Below are 25523 nucleotides of genomic sequence, written 5' to 3' on the forward strand. Positions count from 1 at the left end.
GAAACCACTGCACCGAGCCGCAGATCGCATCGGTGAATCTGAAATTCGCCTTGCGGAAAAGATGAAAATATGAATTACAGAGACATCGGCGAGCGTTTTATCCGCTACGCCTCCATCAATACTCAGTCAAAGGAGGGCTGCCCCTCCACACCGTCGACCGCCTGCCAGAGAGAGCTTGCCGTGCTGCTGCGGGACGAGCTCGAGGAAACGGGCGCGTCGGAGATTTACTATGACGAAGAGCACTGCTACGTCTATGCCGCCGTTCCGGGAAATATTCCCTGCGACGAGGCAAAGCTCGCCGCCCGCAGCGACCGGGATACGCGCAGAAGAGAGAACAACGCGCCCGTCATCGGCCTTATGGCCCACATGGATACCTCCGACGCTGTGGCGGGTACGGACTTCCATCCCCGCCGCATCGACGGCTACGACGGCGGAGACATCATTCTGAACGCGGAGCAGAACATCATCCTCTCGCCGCAGCGTTTTCCGTCCCTTGAAAAGCACATCGGCCATTCGCTCGTCGTGACAGACGGCACAAGCGTTCTCGGCGGAGACGACAAGGCCGGCATCGCCGCGATCATGGAGGTAATGCGCTTTTATCTCACGCATCCCGAATATGCGCACGGCACGATCCGCTGCTGCTTCACGCCGGATGAGGAGGTCGGGAACGGCCCTCTGTGGCTTGATCAGTCACACTTTGCCTGCGACTATGCCTACACGGTCGACGGCGGCGATCTGGGACAGCTCGAATATGAAAACTTCAACGCCGCCGGTGCGGCGATCCGGATCCGGGGTATTTCCACGCATCCCGGCTCCGCAAAGGGTACGATGAAAAACGCGCTGCTCGTCGCCGCAGAGCTGGCGGGGCTTCTTCCGCCGATGGAGACGCCGTACCACACGGAGGGCTACGAGGGCTTCTACCACCTCGAGAGTATGCATGGCTCCTGCGACGAGGCGGAAATGCTGTACATCATCCGCGATCACGACCGCCGGCGCTTCGAGGAGCGAAAGCGCGGACTGGAAAAGGCCGTCCTTGAGATCAACCGCCGCTACGGCGAAGAGACCGCGGCGCTCGAGCTCCGCGATTCCTACTACAACATGGAGGAAAAGATCCGGCCCCACATGCACCTCATCGACAATGCGGTGCAGGCCATGAAAGCGCTCGGGATCGAACCGCTCATCGGACCGATCCGCGGCGGCACCGACGGCTGCCGGCTTTCCTTTGAGGGGATCCCCTGCCCGAATCTCGGCACCGGAGCCTATCATTTTCACAGCCGCTACGAATATGTCTCGATTGACGAGATGCAAAAGAACGTCGAGCTGCTCGTCAGAATACTGAACCGCTACGCCCACTACGAGCTGGACGAGGAGGCGCCGCAGATCTGACTCTGCCTCGCGGCTTCCGGACCCGCGCTGTAAACTATAGCCGCTGCAAAATACAATAAAACACATAAAGGGTTATCCGTCCATGAATTCCATCGAAACCATTCTGGAACAGATCGACATCACCGCCCCCGTCCCGGAGGCGGGCGATGTCCGTCAGTATTATTACATCAAAAAAATGCGGGGCTTTGTGGAGGAGCGCTCGCGGGAGCTGGGACGTCCCATGACCGCAAGTGCCGTCACGTTCGGCTGCCAGATGAACGCCAAGGACACGGAAAAGCTCCTCGGCGTGCTGGGGAGCTGCGGTTTCTCCATCATTGAGGAGGAAAACGCCGACTTTCTGATCTACAACAGCTGTACGGTCCGGGACAACGCCGACCAGCACCTCTACGGCCGTCTGGGGAGAGCCTCCCATTACCGGAAGCAGAATCCCGACATGAAAATTGCGGTCTGCGGCTGCATGATGCAGGAAAAGAGCGCCGTGGATAAGATCCGCCGAAGCTATCCTCAGGTGCGGCTTATTTTCGGCACCCACAATCTGTTCTGCTTCGCGGAATATCTCTGGCGCGTCTACCACACGGACAAGCGGGTCACCGAGCTCTGGGACCGGAATGATCAGATCGTGGAGAATCTGCCCGCCGATCGGAAATATTTCTATAAGTCCGGCGTCAATATCATGTACGGCTGCGATAATTTCTGCACCTACTGCATCGTTCCCTATGTGAGGGGCCGCGAAAAAAGCCGGGAGCCGAAAGATATTCTCCGGGAGATCAAGCAGCTCGCCGCGGACGGCGTGAAAGAAATCATGCTCCTCGGGCAGAATGTCAATTCCTACGGACGGACGCTGATGGAGCCGGTGAGCTTTGCGGAGCTTCTAGCCGCGGCCGCGGGGGTCGACGGCATCGAGCGCATCCGCTTCATGACGCCGCATCCGAAAGATCTCTCAGAGGATCTGATCCGCACCATCCGGGACACGCCGAAAATCGCCCGTCACATCCATCTTCCTCTGCAGTCGGGCTCGGACAGGATACTCCGCGCGATGAACCGCCGCTACACAAAAGCGCAGTACCTTGCGCTCGCGGAGCATATCCGGGAGGAGATCCCGGGCGTCGCTCTCACCACCGATCTTATCGTCGGCTTCCCCGGGGAGACGGCCTGCGACGTGGACGAAACCATCGACGTGATCCGCCGCGTGGAATACGACAACGCATTCACCTTTATCTATTCCATCCGCTCCGGTACGCCGGCAGCGAAGCTGGAGCAGGTTCCGGAGGAGGAGAAGAGGGCCAATTTCGACCGCCTCCTCGCCGTGGTGCAGGACTGCGCGAAAAAGCGCACGGCGCGCCTCGCCGGACAGGAGCAGGTCGCTCTCATCGAGGAGCTCAACGACCAGCTCCCCGGCTATGTAACGGGGCGCCTCTCCAACAACACCATTGTCCATGTGAGGGGCGACGCCTCCATGATCGGACAGTTTTATTCCGTGCGGCTGGACGAATGCCGCGGCTTCTATTATTTCGGACATGTGAAAGGCAGGTAGAATTTGCCGAAGGAAGAACTGCTGTCTCCCATGATGCAGCTCTATGTGGAGACCAAACAACAGAATCCCGACTGTATTCTGATGTACCGCGTGGGCGATTTTTTCGAAATGTTTTTTGAAGACGCCGTCACCGCGTCCCGGGAGCTTGAGCTCACGCTCACCGGCAAGGCCTGCGGCATGGAGGAAAGAGCCCCCATGTGCGGCGTCCCCTTTCACGCCGTGGACGCCTATATCACGCGGCTTGTCGGCAAAGGCTATAAGGTCGCGGTCTGCGATCAGGTCGAGGACCCGAAGCTCGCTAAGGGACTGGTGAAGCGCGAGATCGTCCGCATCGTCACACCCGGCACCAACATGGATATGCAGTCCCTTGAGGAGAGCCGGAACAACTACCTCTTCTCGGTTTTCTACGGCCCGGGGAGCTCCGGCATCGCTGTCTCGGATATTTCCACCGGCGATTTCTATGTCACTGAGGTCGACACCAGCCGCAAGCTCCTCGATGAGATCATGAAATACGCTCCGTCGGAGATTATCTGCAACGATGCCTTTGAGATGAGCGGCCTTGATCTTGCGGATCTGCGGGAGCGTCTCGGCATCGCGATCTATCCGCTCGACTCGCATTATTTTGAGGAGAATACCGCAAAGCGTACGCTGCTGGAGCATTTCCGCGTCTCGAGCCTTATCGGCCTCGGCATCGACGACTTCAAATCCGGGACTGTCGCCGCCGGCGCGCTTCTCTGCTACCTGTACGATACGCAGAAAAACGATCTCTCCAACCTGACGACGCTGACGCCGTATCTTGCGAACCGCTACATGCTGCTTGACAGCGCGACAAGGCGGAATCTCGAGCTCACGGAAACGCTGCGTGAAAAGCAGAAGAGGGGATCTCTCCTCTGGGTTCTCGACAAGACAAAAACCGCGATGGGGGCCCGTCTCCTGCATCAGTTTATCGAGCAGCCGCTGGTGGATGCGGATGCGATCCGCGCAAGGCTGGACGCCCTCGATACCCTGAACCGGAACGGGGTCGACCGGGACGAGCTGCGGGAATATCTCTCCCCCGTCTACGATATGGAGCGGCTTCTCACCAGAATTTCCTACAAGACGGCCAATCCCCGCGACCTGATCGCATTCCGGAATTCCCTCCGTATGTTCGCCCCGATTCGGAGCACGCTTGCCGGCATCGACAGCGAAAACGCGGAGCTCCTGCGGATCCGGGAGCAGATCGGCAGCTTTGACGGTCTGCTCGATACGCTTGACCGTTCCATCGAAGAGGAGCCTCCCGTCACCATCCGTGAGGGCAGCATAATAAAGCCCGGCTTCGATCCCGACATCGACCGGCTCCGGACAGCCAAAACGCAGGGAAAAACATGGCTCATGGAGCTCGAGGCCGCCGACCGGGAGAGGACGGGAATACGAAATCTTAAAATCAAGTACAACAAGGTTTTCGGCTACTACTTTGACGTCACCAACTCTTTTAAGGACAAGGTGCCGGAGGATTACATCCGCAAGCAGACGCTCACCGGCTCGGAGCGCTACACCACGCCGCGGCTGAAAGAGCTTGAGGATACGATACTCAACGCGGAGGATAAGCTGAATGCGCTCGAATACGATGCGTTCTGCTCCGTCCGGGACGGCATCGCCGCGCATATGGAGGAGATTCAGCGCTCCGCAAAGGCGATTGCCCTGCTGGATGTCTACTGCTCGCTGGCGCTTACGGCAGAGCGCTGCCATTATGTAAAGCCATCCATCAACGAAAAGGGCGTCATCCAGATCAAAAACGGGCGTCATCCGGTGGTGGAGCGCATGCTCTCCGGGGACTTTGTCGCCAACGACACCCTCCTCGACAACCGGAAGCGGGCGATTTCCATCATCACCGGACCGAACATGGCCGGCAAATCCACGTACATGCGGCAGACCGCCCTGATCTCCCTGATGGCGCAGATCGGGAGCTTTGTCCCCGCCGACTCGGCGGATATCTGCGTGGTCGACCGCATTTTCACCCGCGTCGGCGCCTCGGACGATCTGGGGAGCGGGCAGAGCACCTTTATGGTCGAAATGAACGAGGTCTCGAATATTCTGCGCAACGCCACGCCGAACTCCCTGATCATTCTCGACGAGATCGGACGAGGAACCTCGACCTACGACGGCCTCTCCATCGCGTGGGCCGTCATCGAACACATCAGCAACAAAAAGTTTCTGGGAGCCAAGACGCTGTTCGCCACGCATTATCACGAGCTGACCGAGCTCGAGGGCAAGATGGACAACGTCAACAATTACTGCGTCGCCGTAAAGGAAAACGGAGACGATATCGTCTTTCTGCGCAAGATCATAAAGGGCGGCGCCGACCGGAGCTACGGCATACAGGTCGCCAAGCTGGCCGGTCTCCCCGATCTCGTCGTGGACCGGGCCAAGGAAATCCTTGCAAGCCTCGTCGACAGCGATATCACGGAAAAGGTCCAGCGCATTGCGCCCGCTCCGTCCGCCGCGCGGGAAAAGGTTCCGCATTACGACGAGGTCGATCTGAATCAGATGACGCTGTTTGATACCAAGCGGGACGAGGATGTGCTCGCCGAGCTGCGCGACGTCGACATCCCGAATCTGACGCCGATGGACGCGCTGAATACGCTTTACCGGCTGCAGAATGAGCTGAAAAACCGCTGGGGGTAACACGCGGGAGGTCTGCCTGTGGAAATACACATTCTGGACAACGATACCATCAATAAAATCGCGGCAGGAGAGGTGATCGAGCGCCCGTCGGGCATCGCCAAGGAGCTGATCGAAAACGCGATCGACGCCGGGGCAACGGCGATCACCTGCGAAATCCGCGACGGGGGAACGACGCTTCTTCGCGTCACGGACAACGGCTGCGGCATCGCCTCCGATCAGGTCGCAAGGGCCTTTCACCGCCATGCGACGAGCAAAATTCAAAACGCGGAGGATCTTCATTCCCTTGCGACGCTGGGCTTCCGCGGCGAGGCGCTCTCGAGCATCGCGGCCGTCTCTGAAATCGAGATGATCACCAGAGAGCGCGGGAGCCTTGTCGGCGTCCGTGCGGTCAACACCGGACTTGCGCCGAACAACACCGAGGTCATTCCTCTGGAAATCTCCGAAGTCGGCGCTCCGGACGGCACCTCCGTCATCGTGCGCAATCTGTTCTACAACGTGCCGGTCCGCAAGAAATTTCTTCGCTCCGCACAGACCGAGGCCGGATACATCACGGAACTCATTGAGCATCTCGCGCTGTCTCATCCGGACATTTCCTTTCATTACCGCGTAAACGGAAAGGAAAAGCTCCACAGTTCCGGAAACGGTAATCTCCGCGAGCTGATCTACCGTATCTACGGACGGGAAATTTCCAAGACGGTTCTGCCCGTCGAGGCCGCAAGCGAGGACGGCTCTCTGCGGCTTTCGGGCTTTATCGGGCGCCCCGAGATCAGCAGAGGCTCCCGAAGCTTCGAGCTGTTCTTTGTAAACGGCCGGGTGCTGCAGAGCGAGGTGCTCTCACGGGCGCTGGAGGCCGGCTACCGGACCGATCTCATGCAGCATCAGTTTCCCTTTGCCGTCCTGTATCTGACCATGCCGCCCGGAGAACTGGACGTCAACGTGCATCCCACAAAGAAAGAGGTGCGCTTCACGGACAATCAGCGCATCTATCATTTTCTTGACGAGGCTGTGCATCAGACGCTCCATGCAGAGGAGCTGATTCCAAGGGCCTCGCTCCGCCCGGAAAGAGAGAGGCTTAAAGAGGAGGAAGCGGAGAGGGCCGCTCTTTTCAAAGAGCATCGGGAGCCCTTTGAAGCGCTCCCGCCGGCGGGACGGGAGTCTGCGCTGCATGAACCCGCATCCGCATACGGAAGCTTCACGGCCCCGGATAAAGGACAGGAAAGCTCAGGCAAAGAAACCGGAGGCACGGCCAAAGAGCAAGATACAGACGGTTTTCTTTTTGACGACAGCCGCCTTCGCCCGGCGCCGCCCTCCGTTATGCCTGCCTCGGCCCGCGCAGAGACAGAACCCGAAGCGAAGACAGGCACCGATGTGAAAGCGGAGTCAGGGGCAGAGACAGAACCGGCAGCCGCAGGAGCGGAGACGATCATGTTCCCCGGAGCAGATGGGGAAGAAGAGGAGCCCTCGTTCCGTTTTCTTGCGCCGGAAAATGTCCGCCGCTATGAAATTCTCGGACAGCTCTTTGATACCTACTGGCTCATCGCGTTCGAGGACGAGCTTCTCATGATCGATCAGCATGCCGCCCATGAAAAGGTGAACTACGAGCGCCTCATGAAGCACTTTGAGGAGAGCAGCTTACGGCCCGCCCCGTCGCAGCAGCTCCTCCCGCCCATCGTCATCAGCTTCGCCGGGAAAGAAGAGGCGGTCTATCTGGAATATGCGGAAATCTTCGCCTCCATGGGCTACGAGATCGAGGATCTCGGCGGCGCGTCCTACGCGATCCGCGCCGTCCCCATGGAGCTCTACGGAACTGTGCCGGAGGAGCTTCTTCGCGACACCATAGACGAAATCATGGGAGAAAAGCTCCGGGGAACTCCGCAGGACATTCTCTCCCGCATTGCGACCATGTCCTGCAAGGCCGCGGTGAAAGGAAACAGCCGCATGTCCCGCCAGGAGCTGACCGCCCTCATCGACGAGCTTCTCTCGCTGGACAATCCCTACCATTGTCCGCACGGACGGCCCACGATGATCCGCCTGTCGAAATACGAAATCGAAAAGAAATTCAAGCGCATCATATGACGGACATGAAAAAGACGGAGCTTATTATGAACACGGAACTTCGGGCAAAGCCCCCTCTCGTGATCATCGCAGGCCCCACGGCCTCCGGAAAGAGTGCCGCCGCGGTCGCGCTCGCGCACCGGCTGAACGGGGCCGTTATTTCCGCGGACTCCATGCAGGTCTACCGGGGAATGGATATCGGATCGGCCAAAATCACGGAGGCCGAGAGGAAGAACATCCCGCATTACCTCATCGACTGCGCGGAGCCGGATGAGGAGTGGAATGTCGTGCGCTTTCAGAAAGAGGCCGCCCGGACCGTCCGGGAAATCGCAGCCCGCGGGCAGCTCCCGATTCTCTGCGGCGGCACGGGTTTTTATATTCAGGCTCTTCTCTACGATATTGATTTTACGGAAACGGAGGAGGACGCCGCCTACCGGGAGGAGCTGTCCGCCTTTGCCGCAAAGCGCGGCGCAGAGGCGCTACATGAAAGACTCCGGGCCGCCGATCCCGAGGCGGCGGAGTCCATTCATCCTCATAATATCAAGCGCGTGATCCGCGCGCTGGAATTTGTGCGGCAGAGCGGCGGGCAAAGGATCTCCGAGCACAACAGGGAACAGCGCCTGAAAAAAGCCGCCTACCGGGCTGTGTTTTTTGCTCTCACCATGAACCGGGCCACGCTCTACGAGAGGATAGACCGCCGGGTCGACCGCATGTTCGGCCAGGGACTTATCGGCGAGGTGACGCGGCTCCGCGAACGGGGCTTCACCGACCGCGACGTCTCCATGCAGGGGCTCGGCTACAAGGAAGTGCTCCGCGCGCTGGACGGACAATATTCCATGGAGGAGGCAAAGGAACGCATCCGGAAAGAAACGCGTCATTTTTCCAAGCGCCAGCTGAGCTGGTTCCGGAGGGAGAGGGATGTGACGTGGATCGACCGGGATGCCTTTCCGGATGAAAACGCCATGCTGGACCGGATGGAGGCGCAGATCCGGGAGGAGCTCTGCATCTTTTCACAGGAAACACAGGGATAAAATATTTCGGCATAAAAACCGACAGGAGGAAACGATGTCAGATATTTACGAACAATACGCGCTTCTCGGGATCTCGGGCCGCGTGCTTGATTTTGCCGCCCCGGTTCTTGAGACGCTGCGCCCGCGCTTTGCCGAGCTCGACGAGACCGCTGAATTCAATCAGCTCCGGGTTATCAAGGCGATGCAGGACGCCCATGTCGGCGAGGCCAATCTCATGGGAACCACCGGCTACGGCTACGACGACATCGGACGGGAGGGGATTGAAAGGACCTACGCCGGCTTTTTCGGCACCGAGGATGCGCTGGTGCGCCCGCAGATCACCTGCGGCACGCATGCGCTCGCGCTTGCTCTGTCGGCAAATCTCCGCCCCGGAGACGAGCTGCTGTCCGCCTCCGGAAAGCCCTACGATACGCTGGAGGAAGTAATCGGCATCCGCCCCTCCCGGGGCTCTCTTGCCGAATTCGGGATATCCTACCGGCAGGCCGATCTGAACGAGGACGGCAGCATCAGCTTTGAGAATATCCGCCGCGGCCTCACGGAAAAGACAAGACTTGTCGAGATCCAGCGCTCCCGGGGATATCTCACAAGGCCCACGCTTTCCATCGAACAGATCGGCGAGACCATCCGCTTCATCCGCAGCATACGTCCGGATGTGATCATTATGATCGACAACTGCTACGGGGAATTTACGGAGAGGAGAGAGCCCTCGCAGGTCGGAGCGGACATGGTCGTCGGCTCCCTCATCAAAAATCCGGGCGGAGGCCTTGCCCCCACCGGCGGCTACATCGCCGGAACCGCCGAATGCGTCGCCAACTGCGCCGTGCGCCTGACCTCGCCCGGACTTGGCAAGGAGGTCGGCGCCTCTCTCGGCATTCTGCCGTCCTACTATGAGGGCTTCTTTCTTGCTCCGACCATGACCGCCTCCGCGATCAAGGGGGCTGTGTTCGCCGCGGCCTGCTATGAAAGACTGGGCTTCGACTGCTTCCCGAAAAGTGCCGACCCGCGCTATGACATCGTGCAGGCCGTCACTTTCGGCAGTCCGGAGGCGGAAATTGCGTTTTGTCAAGGCATTCAGGCGGCGGCTCCCGTCGACAGCTTCGTCGTCCCGGAGCCGGATACCATGCCCGGCTACGACGCGCCGGTCGTTATGGCGGCAGGGGCCTTTGTGTCCGGCTCCACGGTGGAGCTCTCCGCCGACGGACCGATCCGGGAGCCCTACACCGCCTATTTTCAGGGGGGACTCAGCTGGCCGCATGCGAAGCTCGGCGTGCTCAAGAGCCTCCAATATCTCCTTGACCGGAATCTTATTACTATCTAAAATAGGGCTGATCTTCCATCCGCCCGGAGAGCGGAAAGAGGAGATATGAACAATATACAGGAACAGCCCTATGAACGCTTTTTGCGCTGCGGCTGCAGGAGCCTCACCGACGCGGAGCTTATCGCGGTGATTCTTCGCACCGGAACCAGAGAGCACAGTGCCGTGGAGATCGCGCGCACCATTCTCACCGGCGGCGTCCCGTCGGCAGAGCCCGATCTTTCGGTGCTCTATGAGCTTACGCTCGAGGATCTCATGAAGATCCGCGGAATCGGAGAGGTCAAGGCAATCAAGCTCCTTTGCCTTGCGGAGCTCTCCAAGCGTCTCTCGCAGGCAAAGGTACAGCGCGAACTCTGTTTTTCCAGTCCGGAGTCGGTCTACGGATATTACCGGGAGCAGTTTCGCCATGAGAAGCAGGAGAGACTGATTCTGCTGCTTCTCGACCAGCGTCTGTCGCTGATCCGGGAGGAAACCGTTTCTGTCGGCACGGTCAACACCACGCTGATCTCCACCCGGGAGGTCTGCGTCAGAGCGCTGCGGCGGGGCGCCGTCAACATTCTTCTGATGCACAACCATCCGAGCGGCGATCCCGCGCCGAGCCGTCAGGATATCGAAGTGACGGAGCGCATGGCAGAGGCCTGCCGCATCCTTGAAATCGAACTTCTCGATCACATCATCATCGGAGACGGATATACCAGCTTCCGAGAGAGCGGATATCTTGTCTGAACGGGGGTAGGATTCATTTTGATTTACAATACGTTTGCCGTCGATCTCGGCACCAACAACATCAAGATCTACAATTCCGCAGCGGACCGCATCAGCGTTCAGAAAAACATGATCGCGGTCGAAAACAGAAAAAACATGATCGCATTCGGCGACTCTGCCTATGAAATGTACGAAAAAGCGCCGGCCAGCATTCATGTTTCCCGGCCGATCAGCTGCGGTGTGATCGCCGACATCCAGAACATGGAGAAGCTCATGAAGAGCTTCGTCAGCTACGAATTTAAGGGCGCCGTCCGGCCGGCGGATTATTTCATCGCCATTCCCACCGATGTCACGGAGGTGGAGCGGCGGGCCTTTTATGACCTCATCCGGGACGCGGGCATCCGGGCCAAGAAGATCATGGGCGTCGAAAAAGCGATCGCCGACGGTCTCGGCATGGGTATCGACGTCAAAAATTCGCAGGGCGTCATGATTGTGGACGTCGGCTACGATACCACGGAAATTTCGATTCTCTCTCTGGGCGGCATCGTTCTCAGCCGCCTCATCAAGGTCGGCGGACATGTTTTTGACAACTCCATCGTCGGAGCGGTGCGGCGCGAGTTCAATCTCGTCATCGGCACCAAGACCGCCGAGGGCGTCCGGATATCCCTTCACGAGCTCGGAGAGAACGAGGGACTGGCCACGGTCTACGGGCGCGACATCGTCACCGGCCTTCCGGTGGAGCGCACGCTGTCCCACGAATTTGTCTCCGCGAGCCTCAAGGAAAATTTCCGCACCATTGTCGACAACATCAAGGTCGTCCTCGAGCGCACTCCTCCGGAGCTCTCCGCAGACATTTACCGCCACGGGCTGTTTCTCACCGGCGGCGCCTGTCAGGAGGAGGGGCTGGCCGAGGCCATTGCCGAGGAGGTTCGTCTCAGGGTCAACGTCGCGGAGAGCCCGATCAACACCTGTGCCATCGGACTGTCGCAGGTCATCAAGAAACAGAACTACCGTTCCCTCGCCTATACCATCGAGGGCATGGGGAGAAGATAGAGGATGCACTGCCGGGAATGAGCCCTGTTGTAAAACGACCGAAAGAAAAATTTCATCTGCCAGCCAAATATGCGCTCCTGCTCGTATCGGCGGTCTGCGTCCTGCTGATTGTTCTGACATACTCGATGCCGCTCGCATCGGAGCCGTTCCACCGCACCGCAGGGCTTTTTGTTGTGCCCTTTCAGAACGGCATCAGCGCCGTCGGGGGATGGATGGTCGGCGAATCGAGGAAGCTCGCCGGGATCCGCTCTCTTCAGGAGCAGAACGAACAGCTCCTGGCCGAGATCGACGAGCTGAAAACGGCCAACACCACGCTCCAGCAGGAGCGCTATGAGCTGACCCGCCTCCGGGAGCTCTATGATCTCGACGCCAGGTATCAGGAATATAAAAAAACCGGGGCGCGGATCATCGCCAAGGACTCCGGAAGCTGGTATCACTCCTTTCTCATCAACAAGGGAACGGACGACGGTCTCGCCGTCGATATGAACGTCATTGCCGGAAACGGCCTCGTCGGACGCATCACCAGCTGCGGAGCGGACTGGTCCCGCGTCCTCACGATCATCGACGACAATTCCAACGTCAGCGCGCAGGTTCTCGCTACGGAGGACACTATGATCGTGTCCGGCACGCTCGCCGGGTATGCGGACGGCTCCATCCGCTATTCGCGGCTCACCGACCGCGCCGATCAGGTAGGAAAGGGAGATAAGGTCGTGACCTCCAATATCTCCAACAAATATCTCCCCGGGATTCTCATCGGCTATATCCGCACCATCGAGCCCGACCCGAACAACCTCACCAAATCCGGCTCCATTACGCCGGCGGTGGATTTTGAGCATCTCGACACGGTGCTCGTCATTCTTGAGCGCAAGAAGATTCCGGATACCGGTGCAGAGGAGACCGGCATAAAGGAGGCAGACAGTGAATAGTCCGTGGCGCAGGCTCCGCACCGCTCTGATCGCAGCCCTGCTGATTGTTCTTTTCTTTATTGTCCAGACCTCTGTGGGGCGCTACTTTGCCATCGGGGGCGTGACTCCCAATCTGATGATTCTCCTCACCGCTTCACTCAGTCTTGTGTACGGCGACAGCCGCGGTCTTGTCATCGGCTTTTTCTGCGGTCTTCTGTGCGATATTTTTTTCAGCGAGTATCTCGGCGTCTATGCGCTGATCTATGCCTTTACCGGATACCTCTGCGGCAAATTCGAGCGTCTGATCTATCCCGATGATCTGAAGCTCCCGCTGATCGCCATTCTCGGAAGTGATTTCGTCTATGGCTTTCTGTGCTATGTATTTCTGTTTCTGATCAACGGCCGGTTTTTCTTCCGCAGCTTCATGCTGCAATGCGTCCTGCCGGAGATGCTGTACACCCTGCTGTTCGCCCTGCCGCTGTATCCTCTGCTGCTGCGTATATATCAGAGGTTCATGCGCCCGATTCGGGAAAGTGAGAAAAATTTTGCCGGAAAGAATAGAATTTCTTAAAAAACATGCCGCCGCGTTTTTCCGGAATGCAGGGATCCGCATCTGGATCCTTGTCGTTCTGTTCGTTATGATGTCCGCCGGTCTGATCTACCGCCTGTTTCAGCTTCAGATCGTCGACGGACAGGAATATCTCGACAATTTCCAGCTCCGTATCCGCAAGGAGATCACGATCTCCGGGACCCGGGGGAACATCTACGACCGCAACGGCAATATTCTTGCCTATAATGAGCTTGCCTATGCCGTGACCATACGGGACACCTATGCCGGCGAGGGCCGCAGCCGCAAGCTGAACAGCACCATCAGCCGCGTCATTGACATTATTGAGGAGAACGGAGACGCCGTTTCCACGGATTTTGAGATTGCTGCGGACTCCCGCGGGGCTTACCGCTTCGACGTGACGGGGGCGGCGCTGCTGCGTTTTCTCGCGGATGTCTACGGACACAGCTCGACGGATGATCTGAAATATGAGGAAAAAACGAAGACCCCCGATGAAATTGTCAGGCATCTGGCAGAAAATTACGGTATCGGAGAATATGCCGAGCCCGGAAACAGCAAGTCCAAGTTCTTCCCCGGAAAAGGTTACACGGACGATCCCGCAAAGCTCCTTAAAATGATCATTGTCCGCTATAATCTGGGCTTGAACAGCTACCAGAAATATCTCTCGACGACCATCGCATTCAACGTCAGCGAAAATACGGCCGCCGATATTCTCGAGAGCGCCGATACCCTGCAGGGCGTCAGCATCGAGGACGACACCATACGAAAATACACCGACAGCAGATATTTTGCCCATATTCTCGGCTATACCGGAAAAATCTCGACGGAGGAGCTTACCGCGCTCCAGATGGAAAATCCGGATCTTGACTATGATCAGACCGATATCGTCGGCAAATCCGGCATCGAAAAAGCGCTTGAGGCAAAGCTGCAGGGGCGCAAGGGCTCCGAAACCGTCTATGTCGACAACCGCGGCACAGTCCTTGAGACGACCAACCGGATCGACCCCTCTGCGGGAAATGATGTCTATCTCACCATCGACAAGGATCTGACGGAGGCGGCCTATGATATTCTTGAGGCGCGTCTTGCCAACATCCTCCTTGCCAAGCTCCGCAATGTAAAAGAATACAATGCCGGAGAAAATGCCAGCAGCGCCGACATTATTCTGCCGATTTACGATGTGTATCACGCCGTGTTCAACAACAATATCATCAGCATTTCCCATCTTTCCGCCCCGGATGCAAAAGAGACGGAGAGGGCGGTACAGGCGGCCTTTGACGTCTACCTGAGCGAACTCTGGGACAAGATGGAGGAGGAGCTGTATCAGAGCCGGACTCCCTATGAGGATCTGCCCCGGGAATATCAGATCTATCAGAGCTATATGGTGCAGCACCTCTATGATAGCGGCATTTTGAACCGGAATCTTGTGGATGCCAGCGATCAGACCTATATCGACTGGACGACGAATGAGACCATCTCCATGACGGAATTCCTCGACTATGCCATTTCCGCGGGCTGGGTCGATGTATCCGGCCTTTCTCTCGAGAGCCGGTATTCTGATTCCCGCAAAGTGTTTGACGCCGTTTTTGCGCGCCTTAAGAGCAATCTCTCTGCGGACAGCGGCTTTATCCGGCGGGTGTACCGCTATCTGCTCCTGAATGACCGCATAAGCGGCGAGCAGGTCTGCCGTCTGCTTCTCGAGCAGGAGATTGTAAAGCTCTCCCCCGCGGAGGAGGCGCAGTTTGAGAGCGGGGCGCTTTCGGCCTATCAGTTCATGTACAACCGGATCATGAATCTCGACCTCACTCCGGCCCAGCTCAGCCTCGATCCCTACTCGGGCTCCATGGTCATCACCGATGTGAACACCGGAGACGTCCTCGCGATGGTGACCTACCCGGGCTACGACAACAACCGGATGTCAAACGGCGTGGACGCCGTCTATTACGAATCGCTCCGGCAGGATCTCTCATCGCCGCTCTTTAATTATGCCACGCAGCAGAGAACCGCGCCCGGCTCCACATTCAAGATGGTAACCGCCACGGCCGGACTGATGGAGGGCGTCATCGATCTGTCCTCTACGATTACCTGTACGGGAGTCTTCACAAAAATCGGCAATCCCATGCCGAAGTGCTGGGTCTATCCCGGCAGTCACGGCACCCTGAACGTCACCGGCGCCATCCGGGATTCCTGCAATGACTTCTTCTATGAGGTCGGATGGAGACTCAGTCAGCGCTCCGGAGCGGGAGAGGACAGCTACGACTCTGCCGCCGGCATCGCAAAGCTCGCCCAGTACGCCGGTCTGTACGGTCTGTCCGACAGCTCCGGCGTGGAAATCGACGAGGCTGATCCGCAGATATCCGGAGAGGATGCCGTGCGCTCCGCGATCGGACAGGGAAACAGCGGCTATACCACTGCGCAGCTCGCGCGCTACGTCACAGCCGTGGCGAACAGCGGCACCGTCTACGATCTCACGCTCCTCGACAGAGTGACGGATCCCGATGGCAATGTTGTCTTGGAAAATAATGCAGAAATACGAAACATCATCAGCATGGATCCCGCCTACTGGAGCGCCATCCATCTGGGCATGAGAGAGGTCGTCGAATCCAAGATCTACTACAAGGATCTCGGCGTCAGTGTCGCAGGAAAAACCGGTACGGCGCAGGAATCCACAAGTCGGCCCAACCACGCGCTGTTTGTCTGCTATGCCCCCTATGAGAAGCCGGAAATCGCTGTGGCGGCGCGCATCGCCAACGGCTACACCTCGGACTACGCCGCGCAGCTCACCCGCGATGTTCTCCGGTATTATTTCGGTCTGGGGGACAGGGCATCTCTTGTCACAACGGACACGGTTCTCACCGGCACGGTGGGAGGAGACTGACGCCGGCACTCTCCGGCCTGATGGACGCAGGGTAAAATATATGTTTTTTCAAAAGAAAAAAAAAGAAACAATAGATGTCAATATGGAACGGGATCTGAAAGGGCTCCGCTTTGAATCCCGAAACGGCATCCGCGAGGTCGTCTCCCGCAGGGGGCGTCTCCATTTGTTTGACGGCTTTTCGCTGCGCCATTTCGATTTCATTCTGCTTTTGCTCGTGCTGGCTCTGAATATTATCGGAATCTATGCGATCGGCAGCGCGGAGCCGACACTTCGGCTCCGCCAGATTTACGGCACAATTCTTTCACTGGCCGTCATGACCGCCATCAGTGCTCTGGACTATCACCGCGTCATGAAATGCCGCTGGCTGTGGTATCTCGTCTGTCTGGCTCTCCTTGCAGCGGTCAATCTGTTCGGCTCCACCGCCAATGAAGCGCAGCGCTGGATTTCCATCGGCGGCCTGCGCTTTCAGCCCTCGGAATCGGCCAAGATACTTCTGATCCTTTTTTACGCCTCGTTCATCACAAGGCTGCAGGACAAGATGAAGACCTTTTCCGCCGTGCTTGCCCTCATCCTGCTTGTGCTCCCTCCGATCGCGCTTGTTTATCTGCAGCCCGATCTGTCCACAAGTATTATGATTTTCATTATCATTTGTGTTATGATGTTCGTGGGCGGTCTGAGCTGGAAGCTCGTCACCGGCGCTTTGATCATCTCTGTTCCGGCAGGAATCGTTGTGTTCAATCTGATTCTGCAGGAGGGGCAGACCCTCGTCAATGAATATCAGCGGGGGAGAGTGCTTGCGTGGCTTCATCCGGAGCAGTACAAGGATACTCTCGCCTATCAGACCATGAATTCCATGATGGCCATCGGCTCCGGACAGCTGCTTGGCAAGGGCTACAACACCAACGAGATCAGCTCGCTTCTGAACAGCGGATACATTTCGGAATCCCAGACCGACTTTATCTTCACCGTAATCGGTGAGGAGACCGGCTTTATCGGGACCACTGCCGTCGTCCTGCTGCTCGTGCTGGTTTCCGTACGCTGCATGTTCATTGCGCTTCAGGCAAAGGACGTCTCCGGCTCTCTGATCGCTGCCGGCGTCGGCGCATGGATCGGTTTTCAGGGAATTATCAATATCGGCGTCGCCACAGGAGTTCTGCCGAATACAGGACTTCCGCTGCCGTTCGTCAGTTATGGTCTGACATCTCTGCTCTGTCTCTATGCAGGAATCGGTTTCATTCTGAATGTCCGTATGCAAAGCAAAAAGCGCTGACGCCTTGGGGAATCCACTATAATGCGGCGCGGGAGGGAAATACAAACCATATGAATATTGCATTGATCGCACATGATGCAAAGAAGAAGCTGATGCAGAACTTCTGCATCGCATACCGCGGAATCCTCTGCAGGAACGAGCTTTTCGCGACCGGCACCACCGGGCGGCTGATCGAAGAGGTCACGAACCTGAGCGTGCACAAGTATCTGGCCGGTCATCTGGGCGGAGAGCAGCAGATCGGAGCGCAGATCGAGCACAACGAGATCGATCTTGTTATTTTTCTGCGCGATCCTCTGACGCCCAAATCCCATGAGCCGGATGTCAACAATGTGGTGCGGCTGTGCGACATCCACAACATTCCTCTGGCCACCAATCTGGCCACCGCAGAGCTGCTGATCAAGTCCTTAGACAGAGGAGATTTTGAGTGGCGTGAGATTTACAAATAAGAGCCTTGCCGCGGCGCTTCTTGCCGCCGGACTGATGCTCACCGGGTGCGGAGAGCACTATTCCATGCCCTACGGGGAAAATCTATCCGACAGCAGCTACGGGATTGCCGCCCAGCCTGTGGAAACCTCCGACAAAGCTGTGCCCTTTGCGTCCAAGCTCTGTGTGACAGAGGTGGACGGTGCTGTGGGCGGTTCCGGTTCCGTCGATCTGGCGGGAGCCGGCGCCGCCGCTGTTTTTGATGTCAAAAACAAAGAAGTGCTGTTCTCTACGGATATCTACACAAGGCATTATCCTGCCAGCATGACAAAAATCATGACGGCGCTCGTCGCCCTGAACAACGGCTCCCCCGACATGGTTCTGACCGCCTCCGACAGCATCTACACGCTCGGGGCCGACGCCCAGACCTGCGGCATTCAGTCAGGAGATACCATGACGCTTGATCAGGCGCTGCACCTCCTGCTGGTCTACTCTGCCAATGACGCCGCCATCATGATCGCCGAGGGAATCGGCGGCAGCATGGAGGGATTCACGCAGATGATGAATGCAGAGGCAGCCTCTCTCGGTGCGACCGCCACAAATTTTGTTAATTCCAACGGTCTTTCCGATTCCAATCACTATACGACCGCCTATGACATGTACCTGATCTTCAATGCCGCCATCCGGAATGAAAAGATCAAGGAAATCATTCACATGGCGACCTATTCGACGGTCTACCATGACCGGAACGGCGCAGACAAGGAGGTGGAGGTGAAATCCACGGATTCCTACCTCACAGGGAACGTCTCCGCGCCCTCCGGCGTCACCGTGATCGGGGGAAAAACCGGCACCACGGACGCCGCCGGACACTGCCTCGTACTCCTGTCCAACAATACCTCAGGCAGCCCCTATATCTCGATTGTTATGCAGGCGCCAACGACGGATGCGCTGTACTCCGCCATGAACTCCCTGCTGTCCGAGATACCCAATTAGCAGTTGTCTTTTGGGTGCCGGAACGATATAATAAAGCCATCGAATTGAGGCGCCCCGGAGCTGTGCTGTGGGGCGCACAATTTCATAAAAAGATATTCATAAGGAGGACATGTCCAATGGTTCAGCTCATCGTAGGCAATAAGGGAAAGGGTAAGACCAAGTGCTTATTGGATAAGGTCAATACCGAAATCAAAAATATTCTCGGCAATATCGTCTATCTTGATAAAAACACCAGCCACATGTATGAACTGAACAACAAGATCCGCCTCATTTCCGTACCGGACTCCGGCATCCGGAGCACCGAAGAGTTTGTGGGCTTCATTCTCGGAATCATTTCTCAGGATCATGATCTGGAGCAGATGTATTTTGACAGCTTCCTCGTAATTTCCGATCTCAAGGGCAGAGATATCACCGCCACCGTCAATCGAATCAAGGAGATCAGCGAGCGCTTCGGCGTCGATTTCGTTCTCAGCGTTTCCATGGATGAAAGTGAGATTCCTGACGAACTCAAGCCTCTCGTCGCCATCTCTCTCTGATCGGAAAATCAGAAATTTTCCTGTTCCCTCGGGAATGAGGCACGATGATGACAAGCAAAGCAGAAAAGCCCCGGGGAGTCCCGGGGCTTTTTGACAGAAAGCCTCTCTCCGGACAGGCCGTGATGCAGCCGGAGAAGACGATAAGAGGATGTGATCCTTGGCCAGACGCAGAAATTCATCCCGAACCGCATACCGGCAGCCGGCTCCGGACCGCAGGCCGCCCTCCGGGGGACAGAGAAAGCCGCCGCACAGCAGCTTTCCTCCTGTCAGCGTGGCCTTTTTTGTCGTGCTGCTTATCTACATCCTTATTCTGCTGATTCAGTATGCCAATGCCAGAACAATCGCCGGGTATGAGGTGAAGACCGGCTCCCTGTCCACCGATCAGATTTACACCGGCATCGCGCTACGTGCCGAGAGCGTGATCGGCAGCGAATATTCCGGTTATGTCAATTATTTCAGCAAGGACGGCGACCGTCTGGGCGTCGGCAACCTCGCCTATACGGTGGACGAGAGCGGCGATATCCTCGAGAAGCTCAATTCCGAAAATGCCGGTGAAACCGTTCTCGACGCCGATGATCTCCGTGATGTGCAGACGGAGATCGTCGATTTCACGGCAGGCTTTGACCCGCATCACTTTGCCGGGACCTATGATTTCCGCGATTCACTCCTGAGCACCGTCCAGAAGCTCTCCGGAAGCTACATACTCAAGGATATCAACGAGCTCGGCGCCTCCGCCTCCATGCACCAGTGCTACACCGCAGAGACCGGCATTGTCGTCTATTCCACGGACGGCTACGAGGGGCGGAGCTTCGACTCCGTGACCGCGGAGGATCTTTCTCCCGATACTGCCGCGGCATATTCCCGGACGGTTCTCGAGAACAATCAGCTTGTCTCTGTCGGCGATCCGGTCTACAAGCTCTGCACCGATGAGAACTGGTCCGTCGTCATTGCAGCAGATGAAGAGAGGGCAGCCTCCCTTTTGGAGGACGGATATGTCAGAATCCGCTTCCTGAAAAATCAGCAGGAGATCTGGGCTTCCGTCACCAAAACGCGGCCGCTGGGCGACGGCAAAGTGCTGATCCGTCTGGATTTCAGCAACTCCATGGTGATTTTCTGTACGGACCGGTTCCTGCGCGTCGAGCTTCTCACCGCGGATGAGACCGGACTCAAGGTGCCGAATTCCTCCATCGTTGAAAATGAGTTTTTCCTCGTTCCCAAGGAGTATATCACAGCCGGCCCCGGAGGAACGCAGGGTGTTCTGCGGGAGACCTACGACGAGCAGGGGAAAAAATCCACGGAATTCATCAGCGCCGTTCCATACAGCGAGACAAAAACAGAATATTATCTGGATCAGACAACGCTGCGTCCCGGGGATGTTCTGGATCGGACGGATTCGTCCGAAACATTCACTCTGTCCGCCATGGCGCCACTCACCGGCGTATACAATATCAACAAGGGCTATGCCGATTTCCGTCAGATCACGGTCCGGTATGCGAATGAGGAATATTCCATCGTCGAACCGAATACCCTGTACGGCCTCAGCGAGTATGACCATATCGTGCTGGACGCTTCCACCGTCACGCCGGAGGCCCTCGTTTACGGATAAGTGCTTCGGCATGGAGAATTAAAGTGCTTCGGCATGGAGGGACTGTCATGATTGCAGAAAATATGCGTGTCGTTGAAGAAAGAATCTGCGCCGCCTGCCGCAGGGCGGGACGGGCGCGGGAGGAGGTGCGGCTTGTCTGCGTCAGCAAGACAAAGCCTGTGTCCCTCCTCTGCGAGGCCTATAACGCCGGCGGACGTCTGTTCGGCGAAAACAGGGTGCAGGAGCTCATGGATAAGCAGCCTCAGCTTCCCGGCAATATCGAGTGGCATATGATCGGACATCTCCAGAAAAATAAGGCGAAATACCTCATCGGCCGCGCCGCTATGATCCACAGCGTCGACAGTGCGCCCCTTGCGGAAACGATCAGCCGTCTCGCCGTACAGGCCGGCACTGTGATGCCCGTACTCATCGAGGTCAATGCGGCAGGGGAGGAGACAAAATTCGGAATCTCTCCCGAGAACGCGGAGACGCTCGTTCGTGAGCTTGCCGTTCTCCCCGGAATTCGGGTAAAAGGGCTGATGACCATTGCCCCCTTTACGGAAAACCCCGAGTCCAACCGCCGGTATTTCCGCCTTCTTCGCCAATTATCCATTGACATCAAACGGAAAAGTATTGATAATATAAAGATAAATGAGCTATCCATGGGAATGACCGGCGATTATGAGGTCGCCATAGAAGAGGGGGCCACCCTGATCCGAGTGGGCACCGGCATTTTCGGAGAGCGCTGATGACGCATTCAATTCACGGGGTTAAACGATGGCTTTTAATAATAAACTGGCAAGTATGCTGCGCCTGAACGACAGTTCCGATGACATCGGTTCCGACGGCTACATGGAAGAGGACGACGAGCGGGATTACCGCCGCAGCAGAAGCCGCCGCAGCCGCTATGACGACGATGAGGAGGATGATGAGGACGAACGCCGTCCTTTCCGCAGCCGCTATGACGACGAGGAGGACGAGGATGAACCGCCCAGAACAGGAGGGTTCTTCTCGCGCGGGCGAAGCAGTGCAGCCCGGTCCGATCGCTCCGAGGCGGGAAATGCCTCCAGAACTTCACCGGTCAGCCTTTCGGGAAGCCTTACAAGCGGCGATCCCGGCTCCGAGGTGCGCGTGTTTCATCCCACGAATCTCGATGAGGCCCGCAAGGTCACGGACACCCTGCTGAACCGGCAGTCCGCCATTTTGAATCTGGAGGGGCTTGATCTGACGATGGCACAGCGGATCATCGACTTTGTCGGCGGGTCCAATTATGCCATCAAGGGACATTTTACCCGGATCTCCAATTTTGTTTTCCTTTTCACTCCCCGCGATGTCGACATTGCCGGAGATATTGTGCAGGGCTCCATGGAAGCCTCGCAGGAGATGGGATCCTCCGGAAACGGCCTGAATGTCAGCTTCGGCGAATAAGCCGGACGGGCTTTATCTTATACGCTGACGCCAGGCCGGCAGGCTGATGCCGAACACCTGCTTTATCTCATCATACACGATCGCACCAGACATCCATCTGTTTGGTGCGATTTTTGCTATCGGCCAACGGCCGGCAGAAACAGGAGAAAATGTCTTGCATACACAAAATTCATCAATGAAACGAATTGCGACTCTGGGCGCCGCTCCAAACGCCGCGTCAAAGCGTCTGGCCGTCCGCAGGGATCGCCGTTTCTGCTACGACATCGTATACACGGACGGCTTCGACAGCCTCTGGCCCGAGCTGTGCCTCGCCGGGGTAAAAGCGGACGGAACCGCGCTTCCCGCAGCGGAAGCCGTTCCGAATACCTCCTCCTGCCGTTGGCACAGGGCCGCACTCATTACCGACAGCAATGTCGCGCCGCTCTATGCAGAGGCGGTCCGGGAGCTGCTTGCCGGGCACGGCCTCGACGTATCCGTGTACATTCTTCCTGCCGGAGAGGAGAACAAGACGCTCGATCACATCCGGGAAATCTACCGCTTTCTCATTGAGAAGCACTTTGACCGCCGCTCTCTTTTGATCGCGCTGGGCGGGGGAGTCGTGGGAGATATGACCGGCTATGCGGCCGCAACATTCCTGCGCGGCGTCGACTTCATCCAGATTCCCACGACGCTTCTTGCACAGGCGGACAGCAGCATCGGCGGCAAGACCGGCGTTGATTTCGACGGCTACAAAAATATGGTCGGCGCATTTTATATGCCGAGACTGGTCTACACCAATGTTTCCGTTCTTCAGTCACTGGACGCCCGCCAGTTTTCCGGCGGCTTTGCCGAAGTCATGAAGCACGGGCTGATCCGCAGCGCGGAGTATTATGAATGGCTCATCGATCAGAGCTACGAGATTCTGGACAGGGACAGCGGCACTCTCTTAGATATGCTGTATGAGAGCAATCAGATCAAGCGCCGAATCGTCGAGGCGGATCCCCTCGAAAAAAAAGACCGCATGCTCTTGAATTTCGGGCATACGCTGGGACATGCCATCGAAAAATACAGCCGCTTTACGCTGACGCACGGCGAATGCGTGGCGCTCGGCTGTGTCGCCGCCTCGTATATCTCATGGAAAAAGGGCTTTCTTCCCATGGAGGAATATTACGAGATCAGAGATATGTTTGTGCCTTTCGGGCTCCCCATTTCCGCAGAAAAGCTCGACACGGAGCAGGTTCTCCGTCTGGTGCGCTCCGATAAAAAGAATCTTGACGGAGCGCTGTCCTTTATCCTGCTCCGCAGAGTAGGCCGCGCCTTTGTCTCGCAGGAGGTCACGGACGACGATATGCGGGCTGCGCTGCAGGAGATAAGCTATCGCGAGGAGGGAGAGTAAATGGAGCGAACGAAATCCGTCAATGGAAAAAAACGGCTTTTTGCCGATTTTGCGCTGTTTTTGATTGCCGCGGCGTTCGACCTCATCACCAAAGCCGCGGCAGCGGACAGACTGAAAGGACAGCCGGAGCTTCCTCTGCTTCCCGGAATACTGGAGCTCCGCTATCTGGAAAATCACGGCGCGGCTTTCAGCCTCTTTCAGAATGGCCGAATCATGTTTTCCATCGTCGCCGTGAGCGCCGTCATTCTCATTGCCGCAATGCTGCTGCGACCCCCCGCCACGCGGCGCTACCTGCCGTTCCGCCTCTGCCTCGTCGCTGTGGCTGCCGGCGCGGCCGGTAATCTCGCGGATCGTCTGCTTTACGGGTATGTGCGCGATTTTATCTATTTTGTGCTCATTGACTTCCCGATATTTAATGTAGCCGACATTTACGTCACCTGCGCCGCCGCGCTTCTATGTATTCTGATTCTGTTCTATTACCGCGAGGAAGACTTCGCTTTTCTGAGGAGGCGTGTGTCCTGATGCCGCAGTATACATTCACCGTGTCGGAGGAAGAGGAGAGGGAGCGGCTCGATGCGCTCCTCGGGAAGCATATTCCGGAGCATTCCCGGAGCTTCCTGTCGCAGCTTATCCGCGGCGGCTCTGTTACGGTAAACGGAACGGAGCAGAAAGCCTCCTACCGGACGCGCAAAAACGACATTCTGCAGGTAACGGTCCCGGAAAAAAGCACCCCTGACATTCTTCCGGAGGAAATCGCTCTGGATATTCTCTACGAAGATGAGGATATTCTGATTGTCAATAAGCCCAAGGGCATGGTGGTTCACCCCGCCGCCGGACATGCGGCCGGAACGCTGGTCAACGCCGTCATGGCGCACTGCCGTGGCTCGCTCAGCGGCATAAACGGCGTCCTGCGCCCAGGTATCGTGCACCGGATTGATAAGGATACAACCGGATCCGTAATTGTATGCAAGAACGATGCCGCTCATCGGAGCATCGCCGACCAGCTAAGGGAGCACAGTCTGACCCGGAGATATTACGCGATCGTATACGGCACAATCCCCGAAGATAATCTGACCATTCACCGGCGGATCGGACGGGACCCGAAAGACCGCAAAAAAATGGCCGTCGTCCCGCCAACGGCAGGAAAAGACGCCATAACCCACGTTCACGTCCTCGAGCGCTTCCGGAATTTTACCTACGTGGAATGCCGTCTGGAAACCGGCAGAACGCATCAGATCCGCGTTCATATGGCGTCCGCCGGCCACCCGGTGCTCGGAGACAGCGTGTACGCCGGCGCGCGCAGGTCGCCGTTTAGGGAGCTTCAGGGACAGACTCTGCATGCCGGCATCTTAGGCTTCCGGCACCCGGTTTCCGGTGAGTATATCGAGACGCAGGCGCCTCTCCCCGCATATTTCGAAGAGCTTCTTAGAAAACTCCGTGCAGAAAAACTCCGTGCACAGTAAAAATTTTATACAGAAACCTTAAATTTTTTGGCTAGTGTAAAGTTTTCGTAGGAATACAGTATATAAAAAGGGATACCCCCTTTTGTGCTAAGATTAATGCACCACACAACAATCCGGCACAGAAAAGAGGTACCCCCTATGCTTGAAAGTATACTACAGTTTGGCCAGAGCGGGATTCCTGAACTGGTACAAATCCAGGAAAGTTTCTTCGATGATCCGACGAAGATTGCAGAATTCATCCATGATGGATCCGGGATCTTTATCCGGGCAGCCCTCCACTTCTTTGGTGAGACGTTCACCCGGCTTGACGAACACCTGCGGAACAGCTTCTGCCGGAAAAAGGACTGGTACATCGTCCG

General features: G+C 57.1%; 22 protein-coding genes. All 22 read left to right on the top strand.

The features are described from left to right. The first annotated feature begins 69 nt into the window (after positions 1–69). Entirely contained in the window at positions 70–1386 is a 1317-nt protein-coding gene (gene pepT, locus E0E20_RS04080) for a peptidase T (protein WP_130836918.1), read from the top strand. Positions 1387–1468: 82 nt separating this feature from the next. After that, a complete protein-coding gene (gene miaB / locus E0E20_RS04085) occupies positions 1469–2920 on the top strand; it encodes a tRNA (N6-isopentenyl adenosine(37)-C2)-methylthiotransferase MiaB (RefSeq protein ID WP_130836919.1) in 1452 nt (483 codons plus the stop codon). 30 nt (positions 2921–2950) lie between these two features. Then, a complete protein-coding gene (gene mutS / locus E0E20_RS04090) occupies positions 2951–5584 on the top strand; it encodes a DNA mismatch repair protein MutS (protein WP_130836961.1) in 2634 nt (877 codons plus the stop codon). Positions 5585–5602: 18 nt separating this feature from the next. Then, positions 5603–7660 carry a DNA mismatch repair endonuclease MutL gene (gene mutL, locus E0E20_RS04095; RefSeq protein WP_130836920.1) on the top strand — a complete coding sequence of 686 codons (2058 nt, stop codon included), beginning with the start codon at positions 5603–5605 and terminating at the stop codon, positions 7658–7660. Between the two features lie 26 nt (positions 7661–7686). Further along, positions 7687–8670 carry a tRNA (adenosine(37)-N6)-dimethylallyltransferase MiaA gene (gene miaA, locus E0E20_RS04100; protein WP_130836921.1) on the top strand — a complete coding sequence of 328 codons (984 nt, stop codon included), beginning with the start codon at positions 7687–7689 and terminating at the stop codon, positions 8668–8670. 34 nt (positions 8671–8704) lie between these two features. Then, positions 8705–9988, top strand: a complete 1284-nt coding sequence (locus tag E0E20_RS04105; protein ID WP_130836922.1) for a methionine gamma-lyase family protein — start codon at positions 8705–8707, stop codon at positions 9986–9988. A gap of 45 nt (positions 9989–10033) precedes the next feature. Next, a complete protein-coding gene (gene radC, locus E0E20_RS04110) occupies positions 10034–10711 on the top strand; it encodes a RadC family protein (RefSeq protein WP_130836923.1) in 678 nt (225 codons plus the stop codon). A gap of 18 nt (positions 10712–10729) precedes the next feature. Beyond that, positions 10730–11743, top strand: a complete 1014-nt coding sequence (mreB, locus tag E0E20_RS04115) for a rod shape-determining protein (protein ID WP_130836924.1) — start codon at positions 10730–10732, stop codon at positions 11741–11743. A gap of 17 nt (positions 11744–11760) precedes the next feature. Then, positions 11761–12669 (top strand): rod shape-determining protein MreC, encoded by a 909-nt coding sequence (gene mreC, locus E0E20_RS04120; protein ID WP_130836925.1) that lies wholly within the window; start codon positions 11761–11763, stop codon positions 12667–12669. Beyond that, positions 12662–13219: a rod shape-determining protein MreD gene (gene mreD / locus E0E20_RS04125; protein WP_130836926.1), complete on the top strand. Its 558-nt coding sequence runs from the start codon at positions 12662–12664 to the stop codon at positions 13217–13219. The genes mreC and mreD overlap by 8 nt, the downstream gene beginning before the upstream one ends. Then, on the top strand, positions 13194–16091 hold the full coding sequence (locus tag E0E20_RS04130; RefSeq protein ID WP_242622646.1) for a penicillin-binding transpeptidase domain-containing protein: 2898 nt from the start codon (positions 13194–13196) through the stop codon (positions 16089–16091). The genes mreD and E0E20_RS04130 overlap by 26 nt, the downstream gene beginning before the upstream one ends. Before the next feature lie 82 nt (positions 16092–16173). Next, positions 16174–17361, top strand: coding sequence for an FtsW/RodA/SpoVE family cell cycle protein (locus E0E20_RS04135; RefSeq protein ID WP_242622647.1), 1188 nt, complete (start codon positions 16174–16176; stop codon positions 17359–17361). Between the two features lie 50 nt (positions 17362–17411). Next, entirely contained in the window at positions 17412–17807 is a 396-nt protein-coding gene (locus E0E20_RS04140) for a methylglyoxal synthase (protein ID WP_130836927.1), read from the top strand. Further along, the gene (locus E0E20_RS04145; protein ID WP_242622648.1) at positions 17791–18777 is read left to right on the top strand and encodes a D-alanyl-D-alanine carboxypeptidase family protein; all 987 of its coding nucleotides are present in this window, start codon (positions 17791–17793) and stop codon (positions 18775–18777) included. The genes E0E20_RS04140 and E0E20_RS04145 overlap by 17 nt, the downstream gene beginning before the upstream one ends. Positions 18778–18893: 116 nt before the next feature. Further along, the gene (locus E0E20_RS04150; protein ID WP_130836928.1) at positions 18894–19313 is read left to right on the top strand and encodes a twitching motility protein PilT; all 420 of its coding nucleotides are present in this window, start codon (positions 18894–18896) and stop codon (positions 19311–19313) included. A gap of 157 nt (positions 19314–19470) precedes the next feature. Beyond that, positions 19471–20919, top strand: a complete 1449-nt coding sequence (locus E0E20_RS04155) for an HlyD family efflux transporter periplasmic adaptor subunit (protein ID WP_165443971.1) — start codon at positions 19471–19473, stop codon at positions 20917–20919. Positions 20920–20966: 47 nt separating this feature from the next. After that, entirely contained in the window at positions 20967–21647 is a 681-nt protein-coding gene (locus E0E20_RS04160; RefSeq protein ID WP_130836929.1) for a YggS family pyridoxal phosphate-dependent enzyme, read from the top strand. Positions 21648–21675: 28 nt separating this feature from the next. Beyond that, a complete protein-coding gene (locus E0E20_RS04165) occupies positions 21676–22326 on the top strand; it encodes a cell division protein SepF (protein WP_130836930.1) in 651 nt (216 codons plus the stop codon). Positions 22327–22501: 175 nt separating this feature from the next. Continuing rightward, positions 22502–23701, top strand: coding sequence for a 3-dehydroquinate synthase (aroB, locus tag E0E20_RS04170; RefSeq protein WP_130836931.1), 1200 nt, complete (start codon positions 22502–22504; stop codon positions 23699–23701). After that, positions 23702–24223, top strand: coding sequence for a signal peptidase II (gene lspA / locus E0E20_RS04175; RefSeq protein WP_130836932.1), 522 nt, complete (start codon positions 23702–23704; stop codon positions 24221–24223). After that, entirely contained in the window at positions 24223–25164 is a 942-nt protein-coding gene (locus E0E20_RS04180) for an RluA family pseudouridine synthase (protein ID WP_130836933.1), read from the top strand. Before lspA ends, E0E20_RS04180 begins: the two co-directional genes overlap by 1 nt. Positions 25165–25302: 138 nt before the next feature. After that, positions 25303–25523: hypothetical protein (locus E0E20_RS04185; protein WP_130836508.1), on the top strand; the 221-nt coding region annotated here is incomplete at its 3' end.

This window comes from Lachnoclostridium sp. Marseille-P6806 (assembly GCF_900625025.1).
Taxonomy (GTDB): Bacteria; Bacillota; Clostridia; order Lachnospirales; family Lachnospiraceae; genus CAG-791.

Bases quoted from the DNA above. Each gene is read 5' to 3' on its own strand.
- E0E20_RS04160 (WP_130836929.1), top strand. From the start codon at position 20,967: ATGATTGCAGAAAATATGCGTGTCGTTGAAGAAAGAATCTGCGCCGCC.
- mreC (WP_130836925.1), top strand. From the start codon at position 11,761: ATGAGCCCTGTTGTAAAACGACCGAAAGAAAAATTTCATCTGCCAGCC.
- E0E20_RS04135 (WP_242622647.1), top strand. From the start codon at position 16,174: ATGGAACGGGATCTGAAAGGGCTCCGCTTTGAATCCCGAAACGGCATC.
- miaA (WP_130836921.1), top strand. From the start codon at position 7,687: ATGAACACGGAACTTCGGGCAAAGCCCCCTCTCGTGATCATCGCAGGC.
- E0E20_RS04140 (WP_130836927.1), top strand. From the start codon at position 17,412: ATGAATATTGCATTGATCGCACATGATGCAAAGAAGAAGCTGATGCAG.
- radC (WP_130836923.1), top strand. From the start codon at position 10,034: ATGAACAATATACAGGAACAGCCCTATGAACGCTTTTTGCGCTGCGGC.
- pepT (WP_130836918.1), top strand. From the start codon at position 70: ATGAATTACAGAGACATCGGCGAGCGTTTTATCCGCTACGCCTCCATC.
- E0E20_RS04165 (WP_130836930.1), top strand. From the start codon at position 21,676: ATGGCTTTTAATAATAAACTGGCAAGTATGCTGCGCCTGAACGACAGT.
- mutS (WP_130836961.1), top strand. From the start codon at position 2,951: ATGATGCAGCTCTATGTGGAGACCAAACAACAGAATCCCGACTGTATT.
- aroB (WP_130836931.1), top strand. From the start codon at position 22,502: ATGAAACGAATTGCGACTCTGGGCGCCGCTCCAAACGCCGCGTCAAAG.
- E0E20_RS04105 (WP_130836922.1), top strand. From the start codon at position 8,705: ATGTCAGATATTTACGAACAATACGCGCTTCTCGGGATCTCGGGCCGC.
- miaB (WP_130836919.1), top strand. From the start codon at position 1,469: ATGAATTCCATCGAAACCATTCTGGAACAGATCGACATCACCGCCCCC.
- lspA (WP_130836932.1), top strand. From the start codon at position 23,702: ATGGAGCGAACGAAATCCGTCAATGGAAAAAAACGGCTTTTTGCCGAT.
- E0E20_RS04180 (WP_130836933.1), top strand. From the start codon at position 24,223: ATGCCGCAGTATACATTCACCGTGTCGGAGGAAGAGGAGAGGGAGCGG.
- E0E20_RS04150 (WP_130836928.1), top strand. From the start codon at position 18,894: ATGGTTCAGCTCATCGTAGGCAATAAGGGAAAGGGTAAGACCAAGTGC.